The organism is Collinsella aerofaciens (assembly GCF_015546965.1).
GTDB lineage: Bacteria > Actinomycetota > Coriobacteriia > Coriobacteriales > Coriobacteriaceae > Collinsella > Collinsella aerofaciens_X.
This window is the reverse complement of record NZ_JADMUF010000003.1, coordinates 83,232-102,002: the sequence shown is the minus strand read 5'-3', so window position 1 is coordinate 102,002 and position 18,771 is coordinate 83,232. Positions and strand designations below refer to the sequence as shown.

Below are 18,771 nucleotides of genomic sequence, written 5' to 3'. Positions count from 1 at the left end.
CGATGAAGCGACGTTGGCAACCTGCCGTATATAGTCCGGGTGGTTGCGGGTGTGGTTTGCTACTGCTCCCGGTTGTTGTGCTGAGCATTGGCATGATGTTTGCGCTTGCCGGTTTGGCTGCAGCGGCGCTCGTGCTGCTGATTGTCGCCATTGGCGTGACGATCTGGCTCTATCGTTTTCGCGAACAACGCCGTGCCGACGGCAAGACCAATGTGGGATGGATTGTCTTTTTGGTTATCGCATACCCGCTGAGCGTTAGCTACCTTATGTTCTTTGTCCTGTTGATGATCAGTGCCTTTACCGGGAAATCCGTCACGGTGGGTTGATGCGCTGCCAGCAGACGGTCGCGCAAAGTGCGTTTGCTCGGCGTTTGGATAACTGCATTGGCCGTTTACTGCAGCCTTAGCTCTCAGCTAATGAATTCAAGTTCAATCCTTTCTACGATGCGCTGTGTGCCGGCGCGGTAGCCGGATCGTAGGAAGGATGAATAATGGCAAAAGAGGGAAAGAAGCCGATCGGCAAGATTGTCCTAGGCGTCATCGTGGTGCTGGTTATCGTCGGTGCCGTGGGCTCTATGGGTGGCAATTCAACCGATTCGTCTGCGGGCGATGCGGCTAAACCGGCTGAGGCGACGCAGCAGGCCGAAGAGCAAAAAGAACCGCAGGAACCGTACACCATTGCCGATGAGGTCGAGGACACATCCAACCAGTTTGCCTATAAGATCACGGGTACGCTGACCAATAACACGGACAAGGAAAAGAGCTACATTCAGATTGAGTATGTTCTGTATGATGCTGATGGCAACCAGGTTGGAACGGCTCTTGCAAACACCAATCATCTGAAGGCGGGCGGCTCCTGGAAGTTCGAGGCGTTAGGTACGGTGTCTCCCGATCAGGTCGCCAGTTGGGAGCGCTCGGATGTGAGCGGTTTCTAGCATGTTGCATGCACTGGGGGAGGTGAGGCCGTATGCCCGATAAAAAGTTGACGGAGGAACTGCTCAATGAGTTGCTCGATGCGCCGAGTATCGACGGCTATATCAGGGAGCACGACTTTGCCGCCCCGTCGCTTTCGGACTACCTTAAGCAACTGCTGCAGGAAAAGGGCTTGGAGCGTTCGCGCGTGGTGCGTATGGCCGACCTCAACGAAACGTTTGGCTATCAGATTTTTACGGGTGCGCGCCACCCGAGTCGAAATAAAGTGCTGCAGATTGCATTCGCGATGGCGTTATCGATGAAGGAGACCAACCGCGCACTTACGGCTGCCGGGGCAAACGCCCTCAACTGCAAGGACCGTCGTGATGCGATTATCATCTTCTGCATCGATCGTGGCTGCAGCCTGCAAAAGGTCAATGAGGAGCTGTATCGCTTTGGCGAGGAGACGGTGAGTTAACGGCTGACTGTTGGTGGCAGGGCCGTCCGCTATATTTCGAACGTGCAGGGCACGGGTGCTACAGGGCGTCTGTGCCCTGCGCTATGATGGACGCTATGGATACTCAGAACCCAACATATTCCGATGATGAGCTGACTGCCGCGCTCGCCGAGCACCTGGCGTCGTTTGACCGCGATGACAGCTATCGCGTGGAACGCGTGCTAAAGCGCTCGGACGTTGAGACAACCGAACTCGTGTGCTTTGAGGGTTCTGGTGGAGGGTCGCTCGGCCCCTTTGTCCGCAAACGCATCGATGCTTCGGCCCAGATTGGCGGAGCATATGAGCGCCTGTTTGCGGCCCAGCGTGCCGGACGGCGTTTTGAGCACCTGCCCCGGATTGTCGATTGCCGCCGTGCGGGCGACGAGCTCAACGTGGTGATGGAATACATTGAAGGCGAGACGCTCGAGGCCTTGGTGGGACGTTTGGGTGCGACCCCCGATTATGCGCGCGGGTTGTTTCCGGCCCTGTGTGATGCGGTGGCAGAGCTCCATGCTGGATTTGGCGAGGTGGGGAAAGCGCCGGCTCCGATTATCCATCGCGACCTTAAACCTTCGAACATCATCGTGTCGGGCGTGAGATATGCCGCCGATGCCGGCATGACCTTCTCGTCGCTGGTGATTATTGACCTGGGAATCGCGCGCGCTTGGCGCGAAGGCGCCGATGCCGATACCGTCAAGTTTGGCACACGGCCCTACGCGCCACCCGAGCAGTATGGGTTTGGGCAGACGAGCGTGCGAAGCGATGTGTACGCGCTGGGCGCCCTGCTGTTCTTCTGCTTGACGGGGCTCGATCCAAAACCGGGGCTCGACATGCGCGAACAATGCGAGATGCGCGGCGTTCCCGCTCCACTGGCCGATGTCATTTGCATGGCGATGGCGCTCGACCCGGCCAAGCGTTTTGCGAGCGCGGGGGCGTTGGGACGGGCGACGCGCGCGGCATATGACCTGAGTTGCCCTGTGCGGCCTCCTGCGCCTGCGCCTCTCTGCACCCCGGCCTCAGAGACGGTATTAACGCCCCAAGGGCCCCAGGGCTCCGCAGGGCTTCCTAAGCCTGCCGCCTCCGCCGCACTCGGTCTGCTTTCTCGCACTCCGGAGCCTCTGGGGCGCATTTGGAATACGCTTGTCTGCCTCTCGCTGCTTGTATTCTTTGCCGGAAGCCACTTTGCCGTCTTTCACCCCACCGGAGCAAACCAAAGCTATCCGACCTGGCTTCTTATAATCGAGTACTTTTTCTTTGTCGATGGCCTTATGGTGCTTATGCATTTTGCGCTGCTCGACAAGCGCCGCCTTCGTCGGCGATTCACGCTGCTTGACAGCTATCGCGGCAAGAAGCTCGCGAAGCTCTGGCTCAAGGCATTGGGCGTGCTGCTCCTATGCATGATCGTCATAGTTGCGGTTGCCAATGCGACCGGTGTCGTTGACACCTCCACTGCCTAAAAGAAAAGGGCCCGTCGGGGCCCTTTACAGTTGCGCTTAGATGCGATTCATCTGAGCGGCGACCTTGTTGTACCAGTCCTGCCACGTGGGCGGGCAGTACTTTTTGGCCGCTGCCGGGGTAAGGGTGGAGCCGTAGTTGGCGCCCAGGTAGGCAACATGAGCGGAGATGCCCTCGCTCCAGCTGCCAAAGCTGCGCCAACCGCCGCCACGAGCGCTCCAGCCCCAGGCGTTGTAGGAATTGGCGCAATAAGTGCCCTTGGTGCTCTCGATGCAGGCGATGGCGGGGGACCAACGGGGGTCGACACCGGTATTCCAAGCGGCGACGGCAAAGTTATAGCCCTGGCCTGCCATGGGGGACCCGGCAAGATAATTATCGATGCGGCTCGTCCACTCATTAATGAACGAATCGTAATCGGAATTACCGGTATTGGCGTTGTTCACCGTGGTGTCGATGGTGGTGTTGGTGTTGGTGGCCTGGCTGCTGGAATTGCTGCCGCTTACGCCCTCGCCCGAGAGCTTCTCGGCGGCAGCGGCCTTATCGGCCTCGAGCTTGGCGAGCTCGGCTGCATTTTCCTGCTCGGCTTTTGCCTGCGCTTCGCTGCGGAGCTGCTGGGCCTGCGCCAGCGCATCCTCGGCGTTTTTCTGCTCTGCCTCAAGCTGGGACTTGGCCTGCTGAAGCTCGGCCTTGTTCTGCTCGAGTTCGGTTTGCATGCTGTTGAGCGCTTCGATCTCGTCGACGCTCGAGCTCGTGATCTGGTTGGTGTATTTGCAGGTGGTGATGAACTCACCCAAGCTCTGCGCGTTGACCAGGAAGCTCACGATGGGATTGGTGCCCTTCTGGTACTTGTACAGATCGCGCATGGCGGAGCTTGCCTTGGCCTGCTGCTCGGGAAGCTTGGCCTCGATTTCCTCGATGCTCGCCTCATTGGAGTCGATCTGCTTTTGCAGGTCGTCGAGTTTGGTGCGGGCATCGTTGTAGGCGCTTGTGGCAGCTTCGATTTTTTGCTGCGCGGCGGAAAGCTGATCCTGCGTTGCCTGCGAGGCGGCATATGCCGCAACGGGGGAGAGCATCGGCGTGGCAGTCAGTGCGACAGCGAGTGCGGCGCTCGTGATGATACGAGCCGGCTGCGACGCGATGAGCGCTGCGACGCGATGATTCGAATGCTGCATCCAATCCCTCTGCAATCAATCGTAGGTTATGGTTCGAACGGTATTCTACTACTGCTTTCGACCTCAACTTGAACCTTAAAGGTTCCAAAGGGTCAAGTTGAACTTGAGGCTTTGGCTTTGACCTGCAGTTATGATGAATTGTTGAGAAACCATAGAGTTCAACTTTAACGTTACGGGGGCCTGTTTGAGAGGAGTTTAGGGCTGTAAAAGCTATCTCAACGTGGGGTTTTACAGCTACAGCGCGCCCTCCTGACGAGCCTGCTCAATCTCTTCGAGGGCTTCGGCAGGGGTGAACGAACAGGTGCCGTCGCCGAGTTTGACTACCTGGATATCGTCGCCGGTGTGAACCTCTCCGCCTTGTAGCACCACGCCGAAAATGCCTTCGTGGGGAAAGATGCAGTCGCCGGCGAGATAGTAGATGGCACAGCGGGTGTGGCAGACCTTGCCGATCTGGCTGATCTCGACCAGAACGTCGTTGCCGATCTTGAGCTGTGTGCCCAGGGGGAGCGAAAGCAGGTTAATACCTTGTGTGGTGAAGTTCTCCCCAAAGTCGCCTTCGTGTACATCGAGTCCGCGATGCTGCGCCGTCTGGATTGATTCTGCGGCCAAAAACGAGACTTGGCGGTGCCAGTGCCCGGCGTGTGCATCGGAAGCGAGGCCAAACTGCTCAATGACGGTGTCGTGCCCATCGGAGACGGGTGACTTGCGTGTGCCTTTGTGCGCCGACGTGTTAATCGAAACGATGCGGGCGGGTCCTTCGTAGGCGTTGCTGGCGGTGCGTAGGGGAGTGGCCGTTTGAGAACGTTCCGCTAGCTCGCGTTTTGCAGCGTCAAGGATGGGGTTGTCGGTCAGATGTTCTTGGGGCACGCGTGCGCCTTTCGCTTATGAGATTGACAATATGTTGAATCCTACAACAACGGTAGGTTCATTGCCCGTTGTCGTACAGCGGTGAGCGCCGTCTTTGCTCGAGTTTGATCCTCCGATTGCCATAGATACGGTGGAACTTTGGGTGCTGGCGGTTTGGCACGCTAGAATAAATCGGTTGCACTAAGACCGCCCGTTGTGCGGGCAGTTCATGATAGGAAGTTTCCATGGCATTGCAATTTACAGAGCGCGAGTTCATTCCCGTGCTGCTCGGTGGCGACATCAACGCCTATTCGGTGGCGCGCGCCTTCTATGAAGAGTATCAGGTCAAGAGTCTGGTCTTTGGCAAGTACCAGACGGGCCCTGCGTATCGAAGCCAGATTATCGACTACACGCCCAATGTCGACATCGATACCATGCCCGTGATGCTCGAGACCGTCAACGGCATTGCCCAGGCTCATGCCGATAAGACGATCGTCCTGATGGGCTGCGGCGATAACTATGTTGCCCTGGTGGCCCAGGCAAAGGATGCCGATGAGCTGGCGGATAACATCGTTGCGCCCTATGCACCCTACAGCATGCTCGAGCAGTGCCAGAAGAAGGAGATCTTCTACGAGCTGTGCGAGAAGCACGGCGTGCCGTATCCGCACACCTTTACCTTTACTGCGCAGATGCTCAATGCGCAAGGCGAGGCGCCGGCCGAAGTGCTCGACCAGATCGACTTCCCGTTCCCGATGATCCTGAAGCCGTCCGACGGCATCATGTGGTGGCAGCATGAGTTCGAGGGCCAGAAGAAGGCTTATGAGATTGCCGATCGCGCCGAGCTGGAGCAGGTTATCCGTGACTCCTATGCCAGCGGCTACACCGACGACCTGATCTTGCAGGACCGCGTGCCCGGCAACGACGAGTACATGCGTGTGCTCACCAGCTATTCCGATCGCAACGGTAAGGTACGCATGATGTGCCTGGGCCACGTGCTGCTCGAGGAGCATCAGCCCCATGGCGTTGGCAACCATGCCTGTATCATCACCGAGCCCAATGACGAGCTTATGGGTGGCGTGCGCAAGCTGCTCGAGGACCTTCACTTTGTGGGCTATTCCAACTTTGACGTGAAGTATGACGAGCGCGATGGCTCGTTTAAGTTCTTCGACTTCAATACCCGCCAGGGCCGCAGCAACTACTATGTCACCAACAGCGGCTTTAACGTTGCCAAGTACGTGGTAGACGAGTATGTGTTCAACCGCCCGTTTGAGCCGGAGTTTGTGACGGCGCAGGACGAGGCGCTGTGGATGGTCGTTCCCATGGGTGTCGTCGACAAGTATGTCAAGGATCCCGAGCTGCGCGCTAAGGTGCATCGCCTAGAAAGGGAAGGCAAGGGCGCCGACCCTTCGTTTATGAAGGGCGATTTTGTCTTTAACCGCTGGCTGCGCATGTGGCACACCAAACTGCGTCACTTTAAGCTGTTCAAGACGTATTACAAGTAGATGAGTGAGGCGCCCGTCCGGTTTACATCGGGCGGGCGCGGGTATGATACGCGCAATTGCGCAAGCGTCACCAAGGAGGCGGCGATGGAAAAGCTGGGAGTTATCGGCGGCATGGGCGCCGAGGCCACGTCGTATTACTACGACCAGGTGGTGCGCCATACGGCGGCTACGTGCGACCAGGAGCATATCGACATGGTGGTGCTTTCCAAGTCGACCATGCCCGACCGCACGCTGGCCATCAAGACCGGTGAGCATGCCGAGCTGCTGGCGACCATGAAGGAGTGCGCCCAGGCGCTCGAGTCGCTGGGCTGTGCGCACATTGCCATTCCCTGCAATACGTCACACTACTTCTACGACCAGATCCAGTCGTTTACGAAGGTGCCGATTATCCACATGCCGCGCGAGTCGGTGCGCTATGCTCTGGCCGGTGCGGTGATGGGGGAGTGCGAGTTCGATCCCAACCTGAGCATTCCGGCAGAGCCGGTGCGCAAGATCGGCATCATGGGCACCGACGGAACTGTGGGCGCGGGCGTCTATGGGCGCGAATGCGAGGCTGCGGGCGTCGAGGTCGTCTACCCCAGCGAGAAGCGTCAGGCCGACGTGATGTCGCTTATCTACGACGACGTGAAGGCCGGACGCGAGCCCGATATGGACAAGTTCGACCGCGTGATGTGGGAGTTCGCCCGTAGCGGCTGCGACCGCGTCATCCTGGCCTGCACGGAGCTCTCGGTGCTGCAGAAGTACCGCGAGATGCCCGAGATTACCCTCGACGCCATGGACGTCCTGGTGCGTGAATCCATCATTCGCAGCGGCGCCTCTTACCGCCTCTAGCCCCCTACCTACCAAAAAGGGACAGGTTTATTTTGGTAGGTTTTATCTGGGGAAACAGTAAAGGCCTCGGCTCGTTTGGTGCGAGCCGAGGCCTTTTGCGTTAGGCGGTTGGTGCTGGCGATGAGCTAGAACAGGAATCCCAGGACAATGAGGGCGGCGCTGATGGCGAGCACGGCGATATCCAGACCCTTGATGGGATAGCGCTTGTACGAGCTGGCACGCGTGCGCAGGTAGAAGCCGCGCTGCTCGGCGGCAAGCGCGGTGGCGTCGGTCTTGCCCACGCTCGAGATAAGCAGCGGCACGCACAGCGGCAGCATGAGTTTGAGCTTCTTGATGGGATTCTTGGTGTCGTACTCGACGCCGCGCGCGGTCTGCGCCTCCATGATGGCATTCATCTCTTGGCCAAACACCGGCACAAAACGCAGTGCCGTGGTAAAGGTGAAGGCGTAGCGATACGGTACGTGCAGTACCTCGACGCAGGCGTTGGCAAGGTCGTTGAGCTTGGTCACCATGAGCATGAGTATGAGTGGCAACGCTACGCCCAGCAGGCGCAGGCAGGCCTTAGATCCGGTGATGAGGCCGGTATCGGTAACGAAACCCCACACCACATTGCCATCGCGCATAAATGCCAACTGCAGCACTAGCATGATGAGCGCGAGCGGAATCAGCAGCTTGAGCAACGAGAACAGGCGGTCGACGACGCCAGCGTAGGCGCCCAGCGCAAGGGTGAGTGCCAAAAAGCCCAACAGCGCAACATAGGTGTCGGACAAAAAGATGCCGATGATGATGGCGGCGGCAAGGCCCAGTTTGACGACCGGGTTCAGGCGATGCAGCAGCGTATCGCCCGGCATATAGTCGATGACGTTAACCACGGCGGACCATCTCCTTGGTAATGCGAACGATATCGGTGACCTCGCTCACCTGCGCAAAAGCGGGGGAGACGGAGGATGCCAAGCGGCGCGAGAGTTCAATGACCTGGGGCGGCTCCACGTAGGCACGCTGCATGAGCTCAATATTCGAGAACAGCTCGTGCGTGCGTCCGCGGTCGAGGATACGGCCGTCGGCCATCACAACGATACGTTCGGCAAAGTCGGAAACGACTTCCATATCGTGGCAGACCATGATTACGGCGCAGCCGCGCTCGGCCATGGTGCGTACCGTTTCCATGACGGTCATGCACTCGCGGTAGTCAAGGCCACTCGTGGGTTCGTCGAGTACTACGATCTTGGGCTCTACGACCACGACGGAGGCGAGCGCCACCATTTGTCGCTGGCCGCGCGAAAGCGAGAAGGGCGCCTCGTCGGCGGGCAGGCCAAAGCGGCCGATGACGAGCTGAGCACGACGCAGGGCCTCGGCGCGGTCGATGCCGGCAAGCTCCAGTCCAAAAGCGACCTCGTCGAGCACGGTATCCTTGCAGATCTGGCGGTCGGGGTTTTGGAAGAGCGTTGCGACCTCGCGGGCGATGCGACTTGTGGGGACCGCGGCGGTGTCCAGGCCCGTAACGCGCACGCTGCCCGAGGCAGGCTTAAGCAGGCCCGTGAGCAGTTTGGTAAGCGTAGTCTTGCCGGCGCCGTTTTGGCCGACGATGCCCACGAGCTCGCCGGGGTAGAGGGTCAGGTTGAGGTCGTGGACGGCAGCGCCGCCGTTGGGGTAGGCAAACTCAACGTGATCGAAGGTGAGCACGGGCTCGGCGTCCTTGGCGTGCGGGCGCAGCGACGGTGCGTGCGGTGAGCCGGCGGGCGCTTGGGCGTCGCTAGCAGCGCGTGCGGGGTCGACGATGCCCGAAATCAGACGCTCTGCTTCGTCGACATCCAAGCAAGGGGTTCCGTTTGCCAGGCCATCGGCCTCGAGACTATTGAAGATGCGTGTGACGCGGGGGCAGTCGACGCCGATGGTGCGGAGCTCATCGGTATGCGCAAAGACCTCGTGCGGCTCGCCCTGCAGCGCGATTTCGCCATGGTTGAGCACGAGCACGCGGTTGCAGTACTCCGAGAGCAGGGCGACCTTTTGCTCAACGACGACGATGGTGATGCCGAGTGCGCGGTTTGCCTCACGCAGGGTCTCGAAGACCAGCGTGGAGCTGGCTGGGTCGAGTGCTGCGGTGGGCTCGTCGAGCACCAGTACGCGGGGGCGCATGGCGAGGATGGCGGCGATGGCCACCTTTTGCTTCTGTCCGCCCGAGAGGGTGGCGATCTCGCGGTCGCGCAGGTCGCTGATGCCGACCGTCTCGAGTGTCTCGCTTACGCGCTGTTCAATCTGATCATGGGGGACGCCAAAGTTTTCCAGACCAAAGAGCATCTCGTCCTCGACAACCGAGGCGACCATCTGCGTGTCGATGTCCTGCAACACGCTGCCGACGATCTGTGACACATCGGTGAGCGAGACCTCGCAGGTGTCGTGGCCGTCAACCATGACGGAGCCAAAGAACGTGCCGGTGTAGTGGTGGGGCACGGCGCCCGATAGGCAGGCGGCAAGCGTAGATTTGCCGGCGCCCGAAGGCCCGATGATGCCGATAAAGTCTCCCTTGTTCACGCCGAGCGAGATGTGCTTAAGCGCCTGCTCGGTCTGCGTACCATAGGAGAACGAGACATCGTCGACGTTGATGATCGTTTTCATGGATACCTTTCATGGTCATTGGGGACGTTCTTAAATGACGAGTCGTTTAAGAACGTCCCCAAATGCTAGCTGTTTGGGACAGTCTTTGGTGATGGGGCCGCTAACGCGCGGCCCGTCCATCATATCAGGCTAATTGTTGAGCACCTTGCGCAGGGGGAAGAAGAGAGCCTGGACCACGACGGCGTTGAAGATGGCGGTGCCGAGCACGATGGGCACCTTGGCGAGCGCGGTGGGCAGCGCGGTACCCATGATGACGGTGCCCAGGACGGCGAAGAGGGCACCCGAGACCAGGGTGGTGAGCAGGCCGGCGATGAAGGGGTTGACCTTGTTGCCGCCGATGTTGGACTTGACGAGCGCCGCCATCGTCAGCGCGCCAGCAAGCTCGGTCACAAAGTTGAGGCCGGGGATGGACGTGGTGATCTGGATGACTGCTGCCGACAGGATGCCAAAGATGGCTGCCTGGGCAAAGCTCGCCTGCGTGAGTGCGATGGCCAGGGCATAGGCGGCAATGATGAACTGCGGCTTGATGCCCGTCGCGGCAAGCGCGTTGCCCACGGTCATGTTGAGGATAAAGCCGGCGGCAAGGAGGACGGCGAGCAGGACGAGCGAGGTGATATCGAGGATGCCTTTGTCGGAAGCGGCGTTGGCAGAAATGGTACGAGCCTGAGTGTTGGTGGCCATGATGTTCTCCTTAAGGTGGGATTTGAGATAAGAGTGTCCTAGACCCCCACGAAAGGGGTTAAATCGAAAAGGGGGTTAATTTTGAATAATGGAGCACGGAGACGGCTTTACGAGGGGGCCAGGTTGGCACGAAAGAGGAGCGAAGCGTACTTGGGTACGCGAGCGACGAATGAACGCCAAGATGGGGTGGCTCGTAAAGCCGAGCGGGTTAGTTGAGCCTAAGGGCCTTCTGGATGGGCAAGTAGAGGGCACCGACCAGAATGGCGTTAAAGACGGCGGTCATGGCGACCACAGGCAGCATAGCGGCAGCGAGCTCGCCCACCACGCCGAGCATAGCCATCTTGATAACCATGAAGATGACGCCCGAGACAAAGGTGGTCACGAAGGTGGCGACAATGGCGACGACAGGTTTCACTTGACCGTTCTTGCCGGCAGCGTTGACGATGGCGGCCATGAGCATGGCGGCGATGCCCTCGGCGGCAAAATCGATGAACGGCGAGGTGGTGGTGATCTGGATCACGGCGGCCGAGATAAGGCCGATGACGAGCGCCTGACCGATGTTGGGGCGTACGACCAAGATGGTGAGGCAGAAGGCCGAGATGATGAACTCGGGGCTGATCATGCCGCCCGAGATGCCCGAGATGGCCTTGCCGACGGTGAAGTTGAGGATAAAGCCGGCGGCAAGCAGGATGGCGAGCAGGACGAGGGCACGGACGTCAAGTTTGCCGCGGTCGGCGGCCTGGACGGTGCGGGGCTGGGTGGCGGTGGTGTTCTGAGACATGGTGAAAATCCTTTCGGAAGGGGAATGCAAGAGAAAAGCGGAGGCGCGTGATGCGAATGCGATCGGGCTCGAGATAGAAAAAGGCCCCCGGTCGAAACCGGAGGCCTTCCAATCACCTAGAGCGCAAGTGCAGGCGTGAGGGACTCACTGTCGACCGATCGTATTCGCATCACGCCACCACCAGTTGTTGAGAGACTTCATCGTGTTCTTCATGTTGGTGGCTCCTTTCGTGATGCCGTGGCGCGGTCGCACCTAGTTGCTGTTGCGCTGCACTATAGCACAGCGAAGTGTGTACTGGGAAATCTTTTTTGAAAAGATTTCAGCGGTGTTTCCCACCGGTCAAAAAGGCGGGCTGAGCGGGTGGGGCAACCCGTGTCGTCCCACCCGCACCAGCGAGGGATTACTCCTTGTTGCGGCGATAGAGGATATAACCGCCTGCGGAGATGACGGCAACGCCAGCGATGGCGAATACGGCCACCATGCGGCCATCAAAACGATCGCCAGTGGTGGGCAGGCCGCCCTTGGTGTTCGTCTTGTTGGTGGTTACCGTGGTCGTGGTGTTGTCCGACTTGCCGGGCTTCTCAGGCTTGGTGGTGGGCTGCTCAGGCTTCTCGGGGGTACCAGGCTGCTCGGGCTTGCCGGGCTGCTCGGGCTTGCCGGGCTGCTCGGGCTTGCCGGGCTGCTCGGGGGTGCCGGGCTGATCCGGGGTGACCGGGTCGGTGACAAGAGCGTCCTGGGCGTAGGTAATGGACACCTTGAGGCCCTTGGTCTCGGTGTTCAGATCGCTTGGGGTGAAGGGCTGTTCGAAGTTTCCGGCCTTCTGATAGGCGCGCATCTCCTGGAGCAGGGCCTTGCACTTCTTGTAGGTGTTCTCGGTGGCAGCCTTGCCGGCCTTGTTGGCTAGGGCAGTGCGGCCCTCGGTGGTCGTTTCGGCCAGCATGGCGGCGTCAACTTCCTTGTTCTGCTCGATGAGCTCATTCTGGAGGGCGTCAAGATAGGCATGGACGCCAGCACCGAGGGTGGCACGATTCTCGAAGGCAAGCGAGCTGATGTCCATAAAGACGTAGTTAATGGAGTTCTCAGGCTCTTCGTTGTTTACGACGTCTGTTTCGTCGCAGTGGTCGAAAGATACGGTCTGGTCGCTGAAGTAGGGGCTGACCTCGGTCATCAGGGCGGAGTACAGCGGGATGGCGATGGAGAATTCAGCTCGAGAGAGCATCTCCCATTGGATGGTCGCAATTTCAGGGTTGAGGCCGTTGCGAATCTGGAAGAGATGGGCCTCACCGTTGCGCTCGGTGCCGATGCAATAGGTACCATCGGTGTTGGCGCTGAGGCCGGGAACGTTTTCGCCACGATTGCCAAAGGCGCGAATAAGTTCAAAAGTATTCCAACCGGACTTTTCGGGTTGGAAGAACAGCGGCTGCATTTCATTTACCATGGCGCCAACCTTAGCGCGCGGTTTTTCGCTAGTGTCCTGGACGATTTCATAGTCGGTGCCCTCAGTAAGCGGAGCCCCAAGGTAATCGCGGCCCTGGACGTAGCGCGACCAAGCGTGAACGGAAGTTTTGTCGATGGGCGAACCGTAGGTCTGGGCAACATCGAACTGTCCGTCGTCGAAATACTTGGCGAAACCCTTTTCTTCAGGTAGGGACTTAATGCCTTCGGAGTGAATGCAGTTTACGGTGTCATCGAGGTTAACCTTGAAGTTGAGATTGCTGATATTGGGATTGAGCGACGCGATATCATCGGTCAACTTCATGGCAATCCACTGATGGCCGGAAAGCGCGGCGAACAGCCAGGTCTCATTGTTGTCGGCAATGATGAGCTGGTCGTTGGCGTTGGCGCCCTGTTCGTTAATGAGCCTGCCGATGAGCTCGACTCCCTCGCGGGCCGTGCCGCTCTCGCCAAGGATGACGCCGGCGTAGACGTATTCGCTGATGCCTGTTTTGGTCAGGGGATCTGCGGCCTTTGCTTCGTCATTCATGCTCGTGCTCAGCGTGGCAGAGCAAGAAACGCCCTTCTCGTTAATTCCCGCTTCGGAGTAGGCGTCCCAGCGTCCGTGCCACTGCGAAGGGTGGTCGCGCACGTAGCTATAACGATATGTGGTCTTGGTCGAGGTGTATGCGAAGTCGGACTCGTCTGAGCCGTAGATATGGCCGGGACCATGCGAGGGTTCAATGCCATAGTGCTTGAGGTAACGTGTGCCAACGTCCTCGGTGCGGCCGTAGTACGTGTTGCCATCGGCCGTTAGGTTTTTGCCCATGTAGATCTGCGTGCAGGCGAGCGCAGAGGTCGGCATGGACATGATGGCTGCGACTCCAAAAGCAAGGCCAATGCCAAGCTTTTTGAGCGCGTTGACGGGGTGAGTTTTCCTCATAATCCCTCCCAGCGTGCGAAAGCCCTCTGTCACCAGAGGGCTTCAGCCAATAAAGACACTCCATTAGCGTAACGAACTGGAAACAATATTCATCTATGAAAATAACTTACTCGATAAGCGTGATGAAATATGCGATGAGCGGCTAAATATACTCAGTTTGTAGCTTTACTTTAATAAAGACTCCCTGCAATTACTGCATCTGAATAAAGCGTCTGAAAATACCGAAATGAAAAATCCCCCGCTGTTTGGCAAATGCATAAACAGCAGGGGAGACGATAATTGGATGAATATCATACCAATGTGGAATTACTTCTTCCGACGGTGGATCACGTTGATCGCATAGCCTACGAGCATGGCCAGAACAATGACGATAAAGCCGAGCAGGGGATTGTCGTTCATGGGGTCCTCCTATTTACCAAGCGGTGAGAATTCGTCGACGATGAGGTCGAGACATTGCGGAAGCGCGCGGGCGCCAAAGACGCCGGAGTTGCTGGAGATAATCTCGCCATCGAACTGCATGCCCAGCGACGGCGTGCAGGTGATCTTGGCTTCCTTGGTCTGGATGATCTTGAACTGCGGGCGCCCGAGTACCTTGCCGGCGGGGTCGAGTGCGGCGGTGATCACAGTAGGCAACAGCTGCACGGTGCGCACGGGTTCGATGACCGCAATGTCGACCATGCCATCGTTCATGCGGCAGTCGGGGAACAGGTTGATGTCGTTTTGGATGACCGAGGTGTTGCCGGCCATGCAGCAGATGCCGTCGAGCTCCTCGACAATGCCGTCGTGCTCAATAGTAAAGTGCGCCACCGTGGGGTTGGGCGTGGCGAGCGCGGAGAGGAAGTAGGCGATCTCGCCGATGTCGTTTTTGGTGGGGGCGGCCTTCATCATGATCTCGGCGTCGAAGCCCGAGCCGGCGATGATGATAAAGCCGTGGCGCTTCTCGTTGCCGTTCTCGTCGAGCCAAAAGAGCTCGCCCATGTCCACTTTGACCGTGCGACCGGCGCGGCAAGCCTTGGCAAGAGCCGCTGCCTCGGGGGCATTGCCGATGTTGTTGAAGAACAGGCAGGCCGTACCGGAGGGGAAGACGAGCGTGGGGACACCGCACCCGCGCATCTGGTCGAGCACGTTGGAGACGGTGCCGTCGCCGCCCGAAACGACCACGCGATCGAATTCGCGCACGTCCGCCACGGCGTCCTCGGGTTCCATACCATCGCCGATAAAACGCATCACGACCTCGTCGCCGCCCTGCGCGAGGGCGTGCGTGAATGCGTAGATTTCATCTGAGCTGGGGCCCGATGCCGGGTTGTGGATGATAAGGCAGCGCATACTTACGTTCCCGTTCTGTGACTAACCGAGTATAGTTGTAAGGCAATGCCGATATCCTACCCGTGTTTTTCGGGCCTAACCTTATTCGATGGGTTGATATGTACATTTCCACACATCAGGCTCTACTCGACTTTTGCCAGCGCGCCCGTGAGTTCGACGCGATTGCCGTCGATACCGAGTTTTTGCGCGAGCGCACGTTCCATCCGCGTCTGTGCCTGGTCCAGATTGCCACCCCTGCCGAGAGCGTCGCGGTCGACCCCCTGGTGATTGGCGACCTGTCACCGCTCGCCGAGCTTATGGCCGACGAGAGCGTGACCAAGGTGTTCCACGCTTGCTCGCAGGATATGGAGGTCATGCTCCATACCGTGGGCGTGCTGCCGCGTCCTATTTTTGACACGCAGGTGGCTGCCGCCTTTTTGGGCGAACGCCAGCAGATTTCGTACGGCGCGCTCGTGCAGACGTTTTGTGGCGTCTCTCTGCCCAAGACCGAGTCACTGACCGACTGGTCGCGCCGTCCGCTGACCGACAAGCAAATCGAGTACGCGATCGATGACGTCAAGTACCTGATCGTCGCCTATACCGAGATGATGAGCCGCCTGCGCGAGCTGGGCCGCGTGGACTGGGTGCTCGACGAGCTACGCCCACTGGCCGACGAGTCGCACTATCGCGCTGATCGTCACGAGGCGTTCCGCAAGGTCAAGCGCATCAACTCCTGCAGCCGCCATCAGCTGGGCATCGCGCGCGAGCTTGCCGCTTGGCGCGAGGACCGTGCCGAGCGCCGCAACATCCCGCGCAAGTGGGTCATGTCCGACGATACGCTGCTGGCGCTCGTCAAGCGCAATCCCGTGCGCGTCGAGGAGTTCCGCAGTATCCGCGGTACCGACCAGCTGGGGGAGCGCGATGTGGACGGCGCACTCATGGCCATCAAGCGCGGCGCGAGTTGCCCGCACGATCGCCTGCCGCTCATGGTGCGCGGACACCGCCAGATCTCGCCGGAGCTGGAGAGCGTGACGGATCTGATGTATGCGCTTATTCGACTGGTTGCCGAGCGCTCGGGCGTGGCGACCTCGGTCATTGCCTCGCGCGACGACCTGGCCGACTACATTGAGCATCCCGAGCAGAGCCCCCTGCGCGAAGGCTGGCGCTTTGAGCTTGTGGGCTCACGCCTGGACGATCTGCTTTCGGGCAACATGGGGCTCACCGTGAAAGATGGAAAGATTGAGCTGCTGTAGGTATATAGTTACGCGGTTTTACCAAACCGCGTAACAGCCCGACGCTGCAAACGGCCGAGAGCGGCAATCTGACGTTCAATCGTCGCTCGCGTACCGAAGTACGCGTCGCTTCTCTTTCACGTCACCTTGCTCGCTCTCAGCCGTTTTCGCTGACAATGCCAACACATCGATGTTGTCTCGTTAGTTGAGCGAGTGGGTAGAATGCCTCCAACGTGTAACTCGATTCGGAGGAATTCGTATGCCTTATTACTATGGATACGGCTTTGGTATCGACCCGCTGTACCTACTGGTTGTTCTTGTCTGCACGGTGCTCGGTCTTGCTGCACAGAGCTATATCAACTCGACGTACAAGACGTGGTCCAAGGTTCGCTCGGACGGCGACACGGGTGCTGCGGTTGCTCGCCGTATGCTCGATGCCAACGGTTGCAACGCCGTGGGCATTAAGGGCGTCGCCGGCGAGCTCACCGACCATTACAACCCGCAGGACAACAACCTGTATCTCTCGGACGCCAATCGCTCGGGCGGGTCGGTCGCAAGCGTTGCCGTCGCCTGCCACGAGGCGGGTCATGCCGCCCAGCGTCAAAGCGGCTACGCCATGATGAAGGTGCGCAGCGCCCTCGTGCCGGTCGTCAACTTTACCCAGAACACCTGGACGATCGTGCTACTCATGGGCCTGTTCATGAACATCGCGGGGCTCACGACTCTCGCGTTGGTCTTCTTCTCGTTTAGCGTGCTGTTCCAGCTGGTTACGCTGCCGGTCGAGATCGATGCCAGCCGCCGCGCCGTGGCGTACATCGAGCAGTCGGGCATGAGCTCCAAGCAGGTCAATGGTGCCAAGAAGGTCCTGACGGCAGCCGCGCTTACTTACGTGGCAGCGGCACTCACCTCGATTATCCAGCTGCTCTACCTTATGGCTCGCTACAACAGAAACTCCAACCGATAACAAATTGGACTGGCAGGCGCCGCGGGGATTTGTGTCCCCGCGGCGCTGTACTATGTGTGGGACTTGAATTTGCACAGGGCTGGAGCCCGTGTGCACAATGACGAAAGGAGGCTGCGTGGCAGGCTGGAATCTAACCGGCAATAGTGTTTCTGCCGAGTTCGACGGCTCGGACGAGCAGGAGCGCAAGGAGCTCAGCGTGAGCCAGGCGGTGGAGATCGCCGCCGGCGCGCTCGATGCGATTCCGCAGCTGAACGTCCTGGGCGAGGTCACCGGCTTTCGTGGCCCCAATGCCCGAAGCGGCCACTGTTACTTCCAGATTAAAGACGACTCGGCCGCCGTCGACTGCATCATCTGGAAGGGTGCCTATCTTAAGCGCACCTTCGATTTGCGCGATGGTATGCAGGTGAGCTTTAAGGGCAGCTTCAATCTCTATAAGCCCACGGGCCGTATGAGCTTTGTCGCCCGTTCGTTCTCGCTGGCGGGGGAGGGCCTGCTGCGTCAACAGGTGGCACAGTTAGCCGAAAAGCTGCGCCGCGAGGGGCTGATGGACGAGTCCCGCAAACGTCGCATTCCGGTGTTTTGCTCGCGCGTGGCGGTCGTCACCTCGCTTTCGGGTGCCGTGATCGACGACGTCAAGCGTACGCTGCGCCGTCGAAACCCACTTGTCGAGCTCGTTTGCGTGGGTGCCAAGGTCCAGGGCGAGGGTGCGCCAGCAGAGCTTATTGAAGGCTTGCGCCGCGCCGCCACCATTACGCCGGCGCCCGATTGCATTTTGCTCGTGCGTGGCGGCGGTTCCTTCGAGGATCTTATGACCTTTAACGACGAAGAGCTTGCTCGCGCGGTGGCGGCCTGTCCCGTGCCTGTGGTGACCGGTATCGGCCACGAGCCCGATACCTCGATCTGCGATATGGTGAGCGACCGTCGCGCCTCAACGCCAACGGCGGCGGCAGAATCCGTGGCACCGGCTATGACAGAGCTGGAGGATGTGCTCGAGACGCGCCATCAGCGCCTAGGTGCTGCGATGGCTTCGATGATCGGGTCGGATCAGGTCGATCTGGAGATGCTCGATCAGCGTGGTCGACGTGCCTGGGATACCTATACGGCGCGCTTGGGCGATGCGCTCGATGCGGCCGCGTGCCGCCCGTGCCTGATCGATCCAACGTTTATGGTTGAGCGTCGCGAGTCGGAGCTTGCCCTGACCGCTGACCGCCTGTCGGGCGCCATTGCGCGCTCGGTCGGGGTGTTCCGTTCGAACTATGAGCGCCTGCCCGAGCACTTGGTCGCAAGCACCTCGGGGCTCGATGGCAAGCACCATGCGCTCACGCTCGCGAGCTCCCGTCTGGAGCATCAAGGGCGCACGATGTTGAGCAAGCCTGCGTCTGACTTAGGCCGTGCAGCGGCCTCGCTCGACGCCCTGTCGCCGCTCAAGGTGCTCGCCCGTGGTTACTCCATCGCGTACAGCGATGACGGCGTGGCTACGAGTGCTAAGACGTTTAAGCCTGGTGACGCTATCCGCGTGCGCATGGCGGACGGCAACGTGGCGGCAACCGTCGATGCGGTTGAGTAGGCCGCGTTTCACAGTGACAGACCTTTAGGAAAGGA

Annotated in this window: 17 protein-coding genes; 9 read left to right on the top strand and 8 right to left on the bottom strand. The window is 59.4% G+C overall.

What is annotated here, in order from left to right; genetic code table 11:
* Window positions 1-2 precede the first annotated feature (2 nt).
* From I1M21_RS03755 to I1M21_RS03740, 4 genes are all read left to right on the top strand, one after another.
* Complete coding sequence (locus tag I1M21_RS03755; RefSeq protein WP_229025566.1) at window positions 3-326, top strand: hypothetical protein; 324 nt, start codon at window positions 3-5, stop codon at window positions 324-326.
* A gap of 164 nt (window positions 327-490) precedes the next feature.
* On the top strand, window positions 491-934 hold the full coding sequence (locus I1M21_RS03750; protein ID WP_195192489.1) for an FxLYD domain-containing protein: 444 nt from the start codon (window positions 491-493) through the stop codon (window positions 932-934).
* Window positions 935-966: 32 nt separating this feature from the next.
* Window positions 967-1,389, top strand: a complete 423-nt coding sequence (locus I1M21_RS03745) for an XRE family transcriptional regulator (protein ID WP_195192488.1) — start codon at window positions 967-969, stop codon at window positions 1,387-1,389.
* A gap of 95 nt (window positions 1,390-1,484) precedes the next feature.
* Window positions 1,485-2,864: a serine/threonine protein kinase gene (locus I1M21_RS03740; RefSeq protein ID WP_195192487.1), complete on the top strand. Its 1,380-nt coding sequence runs from the start codon at window positions 1,485-1,487 to the stop codon at window positions 2,862-2,864.
* A 36-nt stretch (window positions 2,865-2,900) separates the two neighbouring features.
* On the opposite strand, the gene I1M21_RS03735 is transcribed toward I1M21_RS03740, so the two are convergent.
* Together I1M21_RS03735 and I1M21_RS03730 are read right to left on the bottom strand one after the other, a co-directional pair.
* Entirely contained in the window at window positions 2,901-4,034 is a 1,134-nt protein-coding gene (locus I1M21_RS03735; RefSeq protein WP_195192486.1) for a coiled-coil domain-containing protein, read from the bottom strand.
* A 234-nt stretch (window positions 4,035-4,268) separates the two neighbouring features.
* Window positions 4,269-4,901, bottom strand: coding sequence for an MOSC domain-containing protein (locus I1M21_RS03730; protein WP_195192485.1), 633 nt, complete (start codon window positions 4,899-4,901; stop codon window positions 4,269-4,271).
* Between the two features lie 224 nt (window positions 4,902-5,125).
* Between I1M21_RS03730 and I1M21_RS03725 the strand changes: the two genes are divergently transcribed.
* Window positions 5,126-6,382, top strand: a complete 1,257-nt coding sequence (locus I1M21_RS03725) for a carboxylate--amine ligase (protein ID WP_195192484.1) — start codon at window positions 5,126-5,128, stop codon at window positions 6,380-6,382.
* An 84-nt stretch (window positions 6,383-6,466) separates the two neighbouring features.
* Complete coding sequence (locus I1M21_RS03720) at window positions 6,467-7,213, top strand: aspartate/glutamate racemase family protein (RefSeq protein ID WP_229025565.1); 747 nt, start codon at window positions 6,467-6,469, stop codon at window positions 7,211-7,213.
* Window positions 7,214-7,338: 125 nt separating this feature from the next.
* On the opposite strand, the gene I1M21_RS03715 is transcribed toward I1M21_RS03720, so the two are convergent.
* The 6 genes from I1M21_RS03715 to I1M21_RS03690 form a co-directional block, all read right to left on the bottom strand.
* Window positions 7,339-8,085 (bottom strand): energy-coupling factor transporter transmembrane component T family protein, encoded by a 747-nt coding sequence (locus tag I1M21_RS03715; RefSeq protein ID WP_195192482.1) that lies wholly within the window; start codon window positions 8,083-8,085, stop codon window positions 7,339-7,341.
* Window positions 8,078-9,829, bottom strand: coding sequence for an ABC transporter ATP-binding protein (locus tag I1M21_RS03710; protein WP_195192481.1), 1,752 nt, complete (start codon window positions 9,827-9,829; stop codon window positions 8,078-8,080). Before I1M21_RS03710 ends, I1M21_RS03715 begins: the two co-directional genes overlap by 8 nt.
* A gap of 129 nt (window positions 9,830-9,958) precedes the next feature.
* Window positions 9,959-10,510: a hypothetical protein gene (locus tag I1M21_RS03705; RefSeq protein ID WP_195192480.1), complete on the bottom strand. Its 552-nt coding sequence runs from the start codon at window positions 10,508-10,510 to the stop codon at window positions 9,959-9,961.
* A gap of 208 nt (window positions 10,511-10,718) precedes the next feature.
* Window positions 10,719-11,291, bottom strand: coding sequence for a hypothetical protein (locus I1M21_RS03700; RefSeq protein ID WP_195192479.1), 573 nt, complete (start codon window positions 11,289-11,291; stop codon window positions 10,719-10,721).
* A gap of 400 nt (window positions 11,292-11,691) precedes the next feature.
* Window positions 11,692-13,668: a C69 family dipeptidase gene (locus tag I1M21_RS09900; RefSeq protein ID WP_195192478.1), complete on the bottom strand. Its 1,977-nt coding sequence runs from the start codon at window positions 13,666-13,668 to the stop codon at window positions 11,692-11,694.
* A gap of 408 nt (window positions 13,669-14,076) precedes the next feature.
* Complete coding sequence (locus I1M21_RS03690) at window positions 14,077-14,994, bottom strand: diacylglycerol/lipid kinase family protein (protein ID WP_055309791.1); 918 nt, start codon at window positions 14,992-14,994, stop codon at window positions 14,077-14,079.
* Window positions 14,995-15,092: 98 nt separating this feature from the next.
* Here I1M21_RS03690 and rnd point away from each other — a divergent pair, with 98 nt between their 5' ends.
* The 3 genes from rnd to xseA all read left to right on the top strand — a co-directional run bounded on the left by rnd (window position 15,093) and on the right by xseA (window position 18,736).
* The gene (gene rnd / locus I1M21_RS03685; RefSeq protein WP_195192477.1) at window positions 15,093-16,226 is read left to right on the top strand and encodes a ribonuclease D; all 1,134 of its coding nucleotides are present in this window, start codon (window positions 15,093-15,095) and stop codon (window positions 16,224-16,226) included.
* A 238-nt stretch (window positions 16,227-16,464) separates the two neighbouring features.
* Complete coding sequence (locus I1M21_RS03680) at window positions 16,465-17,169, top strand: zinc metallopeptidase (RefSeq protein WP_195192476.1); 705 nt, start codon at window positions 16,465-16,467, stop codon at window positions 17,167-17,169.
* 115 nt (window positions 17,170-17,284) lie between these two features.
* A complete protein-coding gene (gene xseA, locus I1M21_RS03675) occupies window positions 17,285-18,736 on the top strand; it encodes an exodeoxyribonuclease VII large subunit (RefSeq protein WP_324248726.1) in 1,452 nt (483 codons plus the stop codon).
* Window positions 18,737-18,771: the final 35 nt, after the last annotated feature.

Excerpts from the sequence above, each read along its gene's own strand:
- I1M21_RS03755 (WP_229025566.1), top strand. The coding sequence starts at position 3 with ATGAAGCGACGTTGGCAACCTGCCGTATATAGTCCGGGTGGTTGCGGG.
- I1M21_RS03710 (WP_195192481.1), bottom strand. The coding sequence starts at position 9,829 with ATGAAAACGATCATCAACGTCGACGATGTCTCGTTCTCCTATGGTACG.
- I1M21_RS03705 (WP_195192480.1), bottom strand. The coding sequence starts at position 10,510 with ATGGCCACCAACACTCAGGCTCGTACCATTTCTGCCAACGCCGCTTCC.
- I1M21_RS03720 (WP_229025565.1), top strand. The coding sequence starts at position 6,467 with ATGGAAAAGCTGGGAGTTATCGGCGGCATGGGCGCCGAGGCCACGTCG.
- I1M21_RS03700 (WP_195192479.1), bottom strand. The coding sequence starts at position 11,291 with ATGTCTCAGAACACCACCGCCACCCAGCCCCGCACCGTCCAGGCCGCC.
- I1M21_RS03740 (WP_195192487.1), top strand. The coding sequence starts at position 1,485 with ATGGATACTCAGAACCCAACATATTCCGATGATGAGCTGACTGCCGCG.
- I1M21_RS03735 (WP_195192486.1), bottom strand. The coding sequence starts at position 4,034 with ATGCAGCATTCGAATCATCGCGTCGCAGCGCTCATCGCGTCGCAGCCG.
- I1M21_RS03725 (WP_195192484.1), top strand. The coding sequence starts at position 5,126 with ATGGCATTGCAATTTACAGAGCGCGAGTTCATTCCCGTGCTGCTCGGT.
- I1M21_RS03680 (WP_195192476.1), top strand. The coding sequence starts at position 16,465 with ATGCCTTATTACTATGGATACGGCTTTGGTATCGACCCGCTGTACCTA.
- I1M21_RS03750 (WP_195192489.1), top strand. The coding sequence starts at position 491 with ATGGCAAAAGAGGGAAAGAAGCCGATCGGCAAGATTGTCCTAGGCGTC.
- I1M21_RS03745 (WP_195192488.1), top strand. The coding sequence starts at position 967 with ATGCCCGATAAAAAGTTGACGGAGGAACTGCTCAATGAGTTGCTCGAT.
- I1M21_RS09900 (WP_195192478.1), bottom strand. The coding sequence starts at position 13,668 with ATGAGGAAAACTCACCCCGTCAACGCGCTCAAAAAGCTTGGCATTGGC.
- rnd (WP_195192477.1), top strand. The coding sequence starts at position 15,093 with ATGTACATTTCCACACATCAGGCTCTACTCGACTTTTGCCAGCGCGCC.
- I1M21_RS03690 (WP_055309791.1), bottom strand. The coding sequence starts at position 14,994 with ATGCGCTGCCTTATCATCCACAACCCGGCATCGGGCCCCAGCTCAGAT.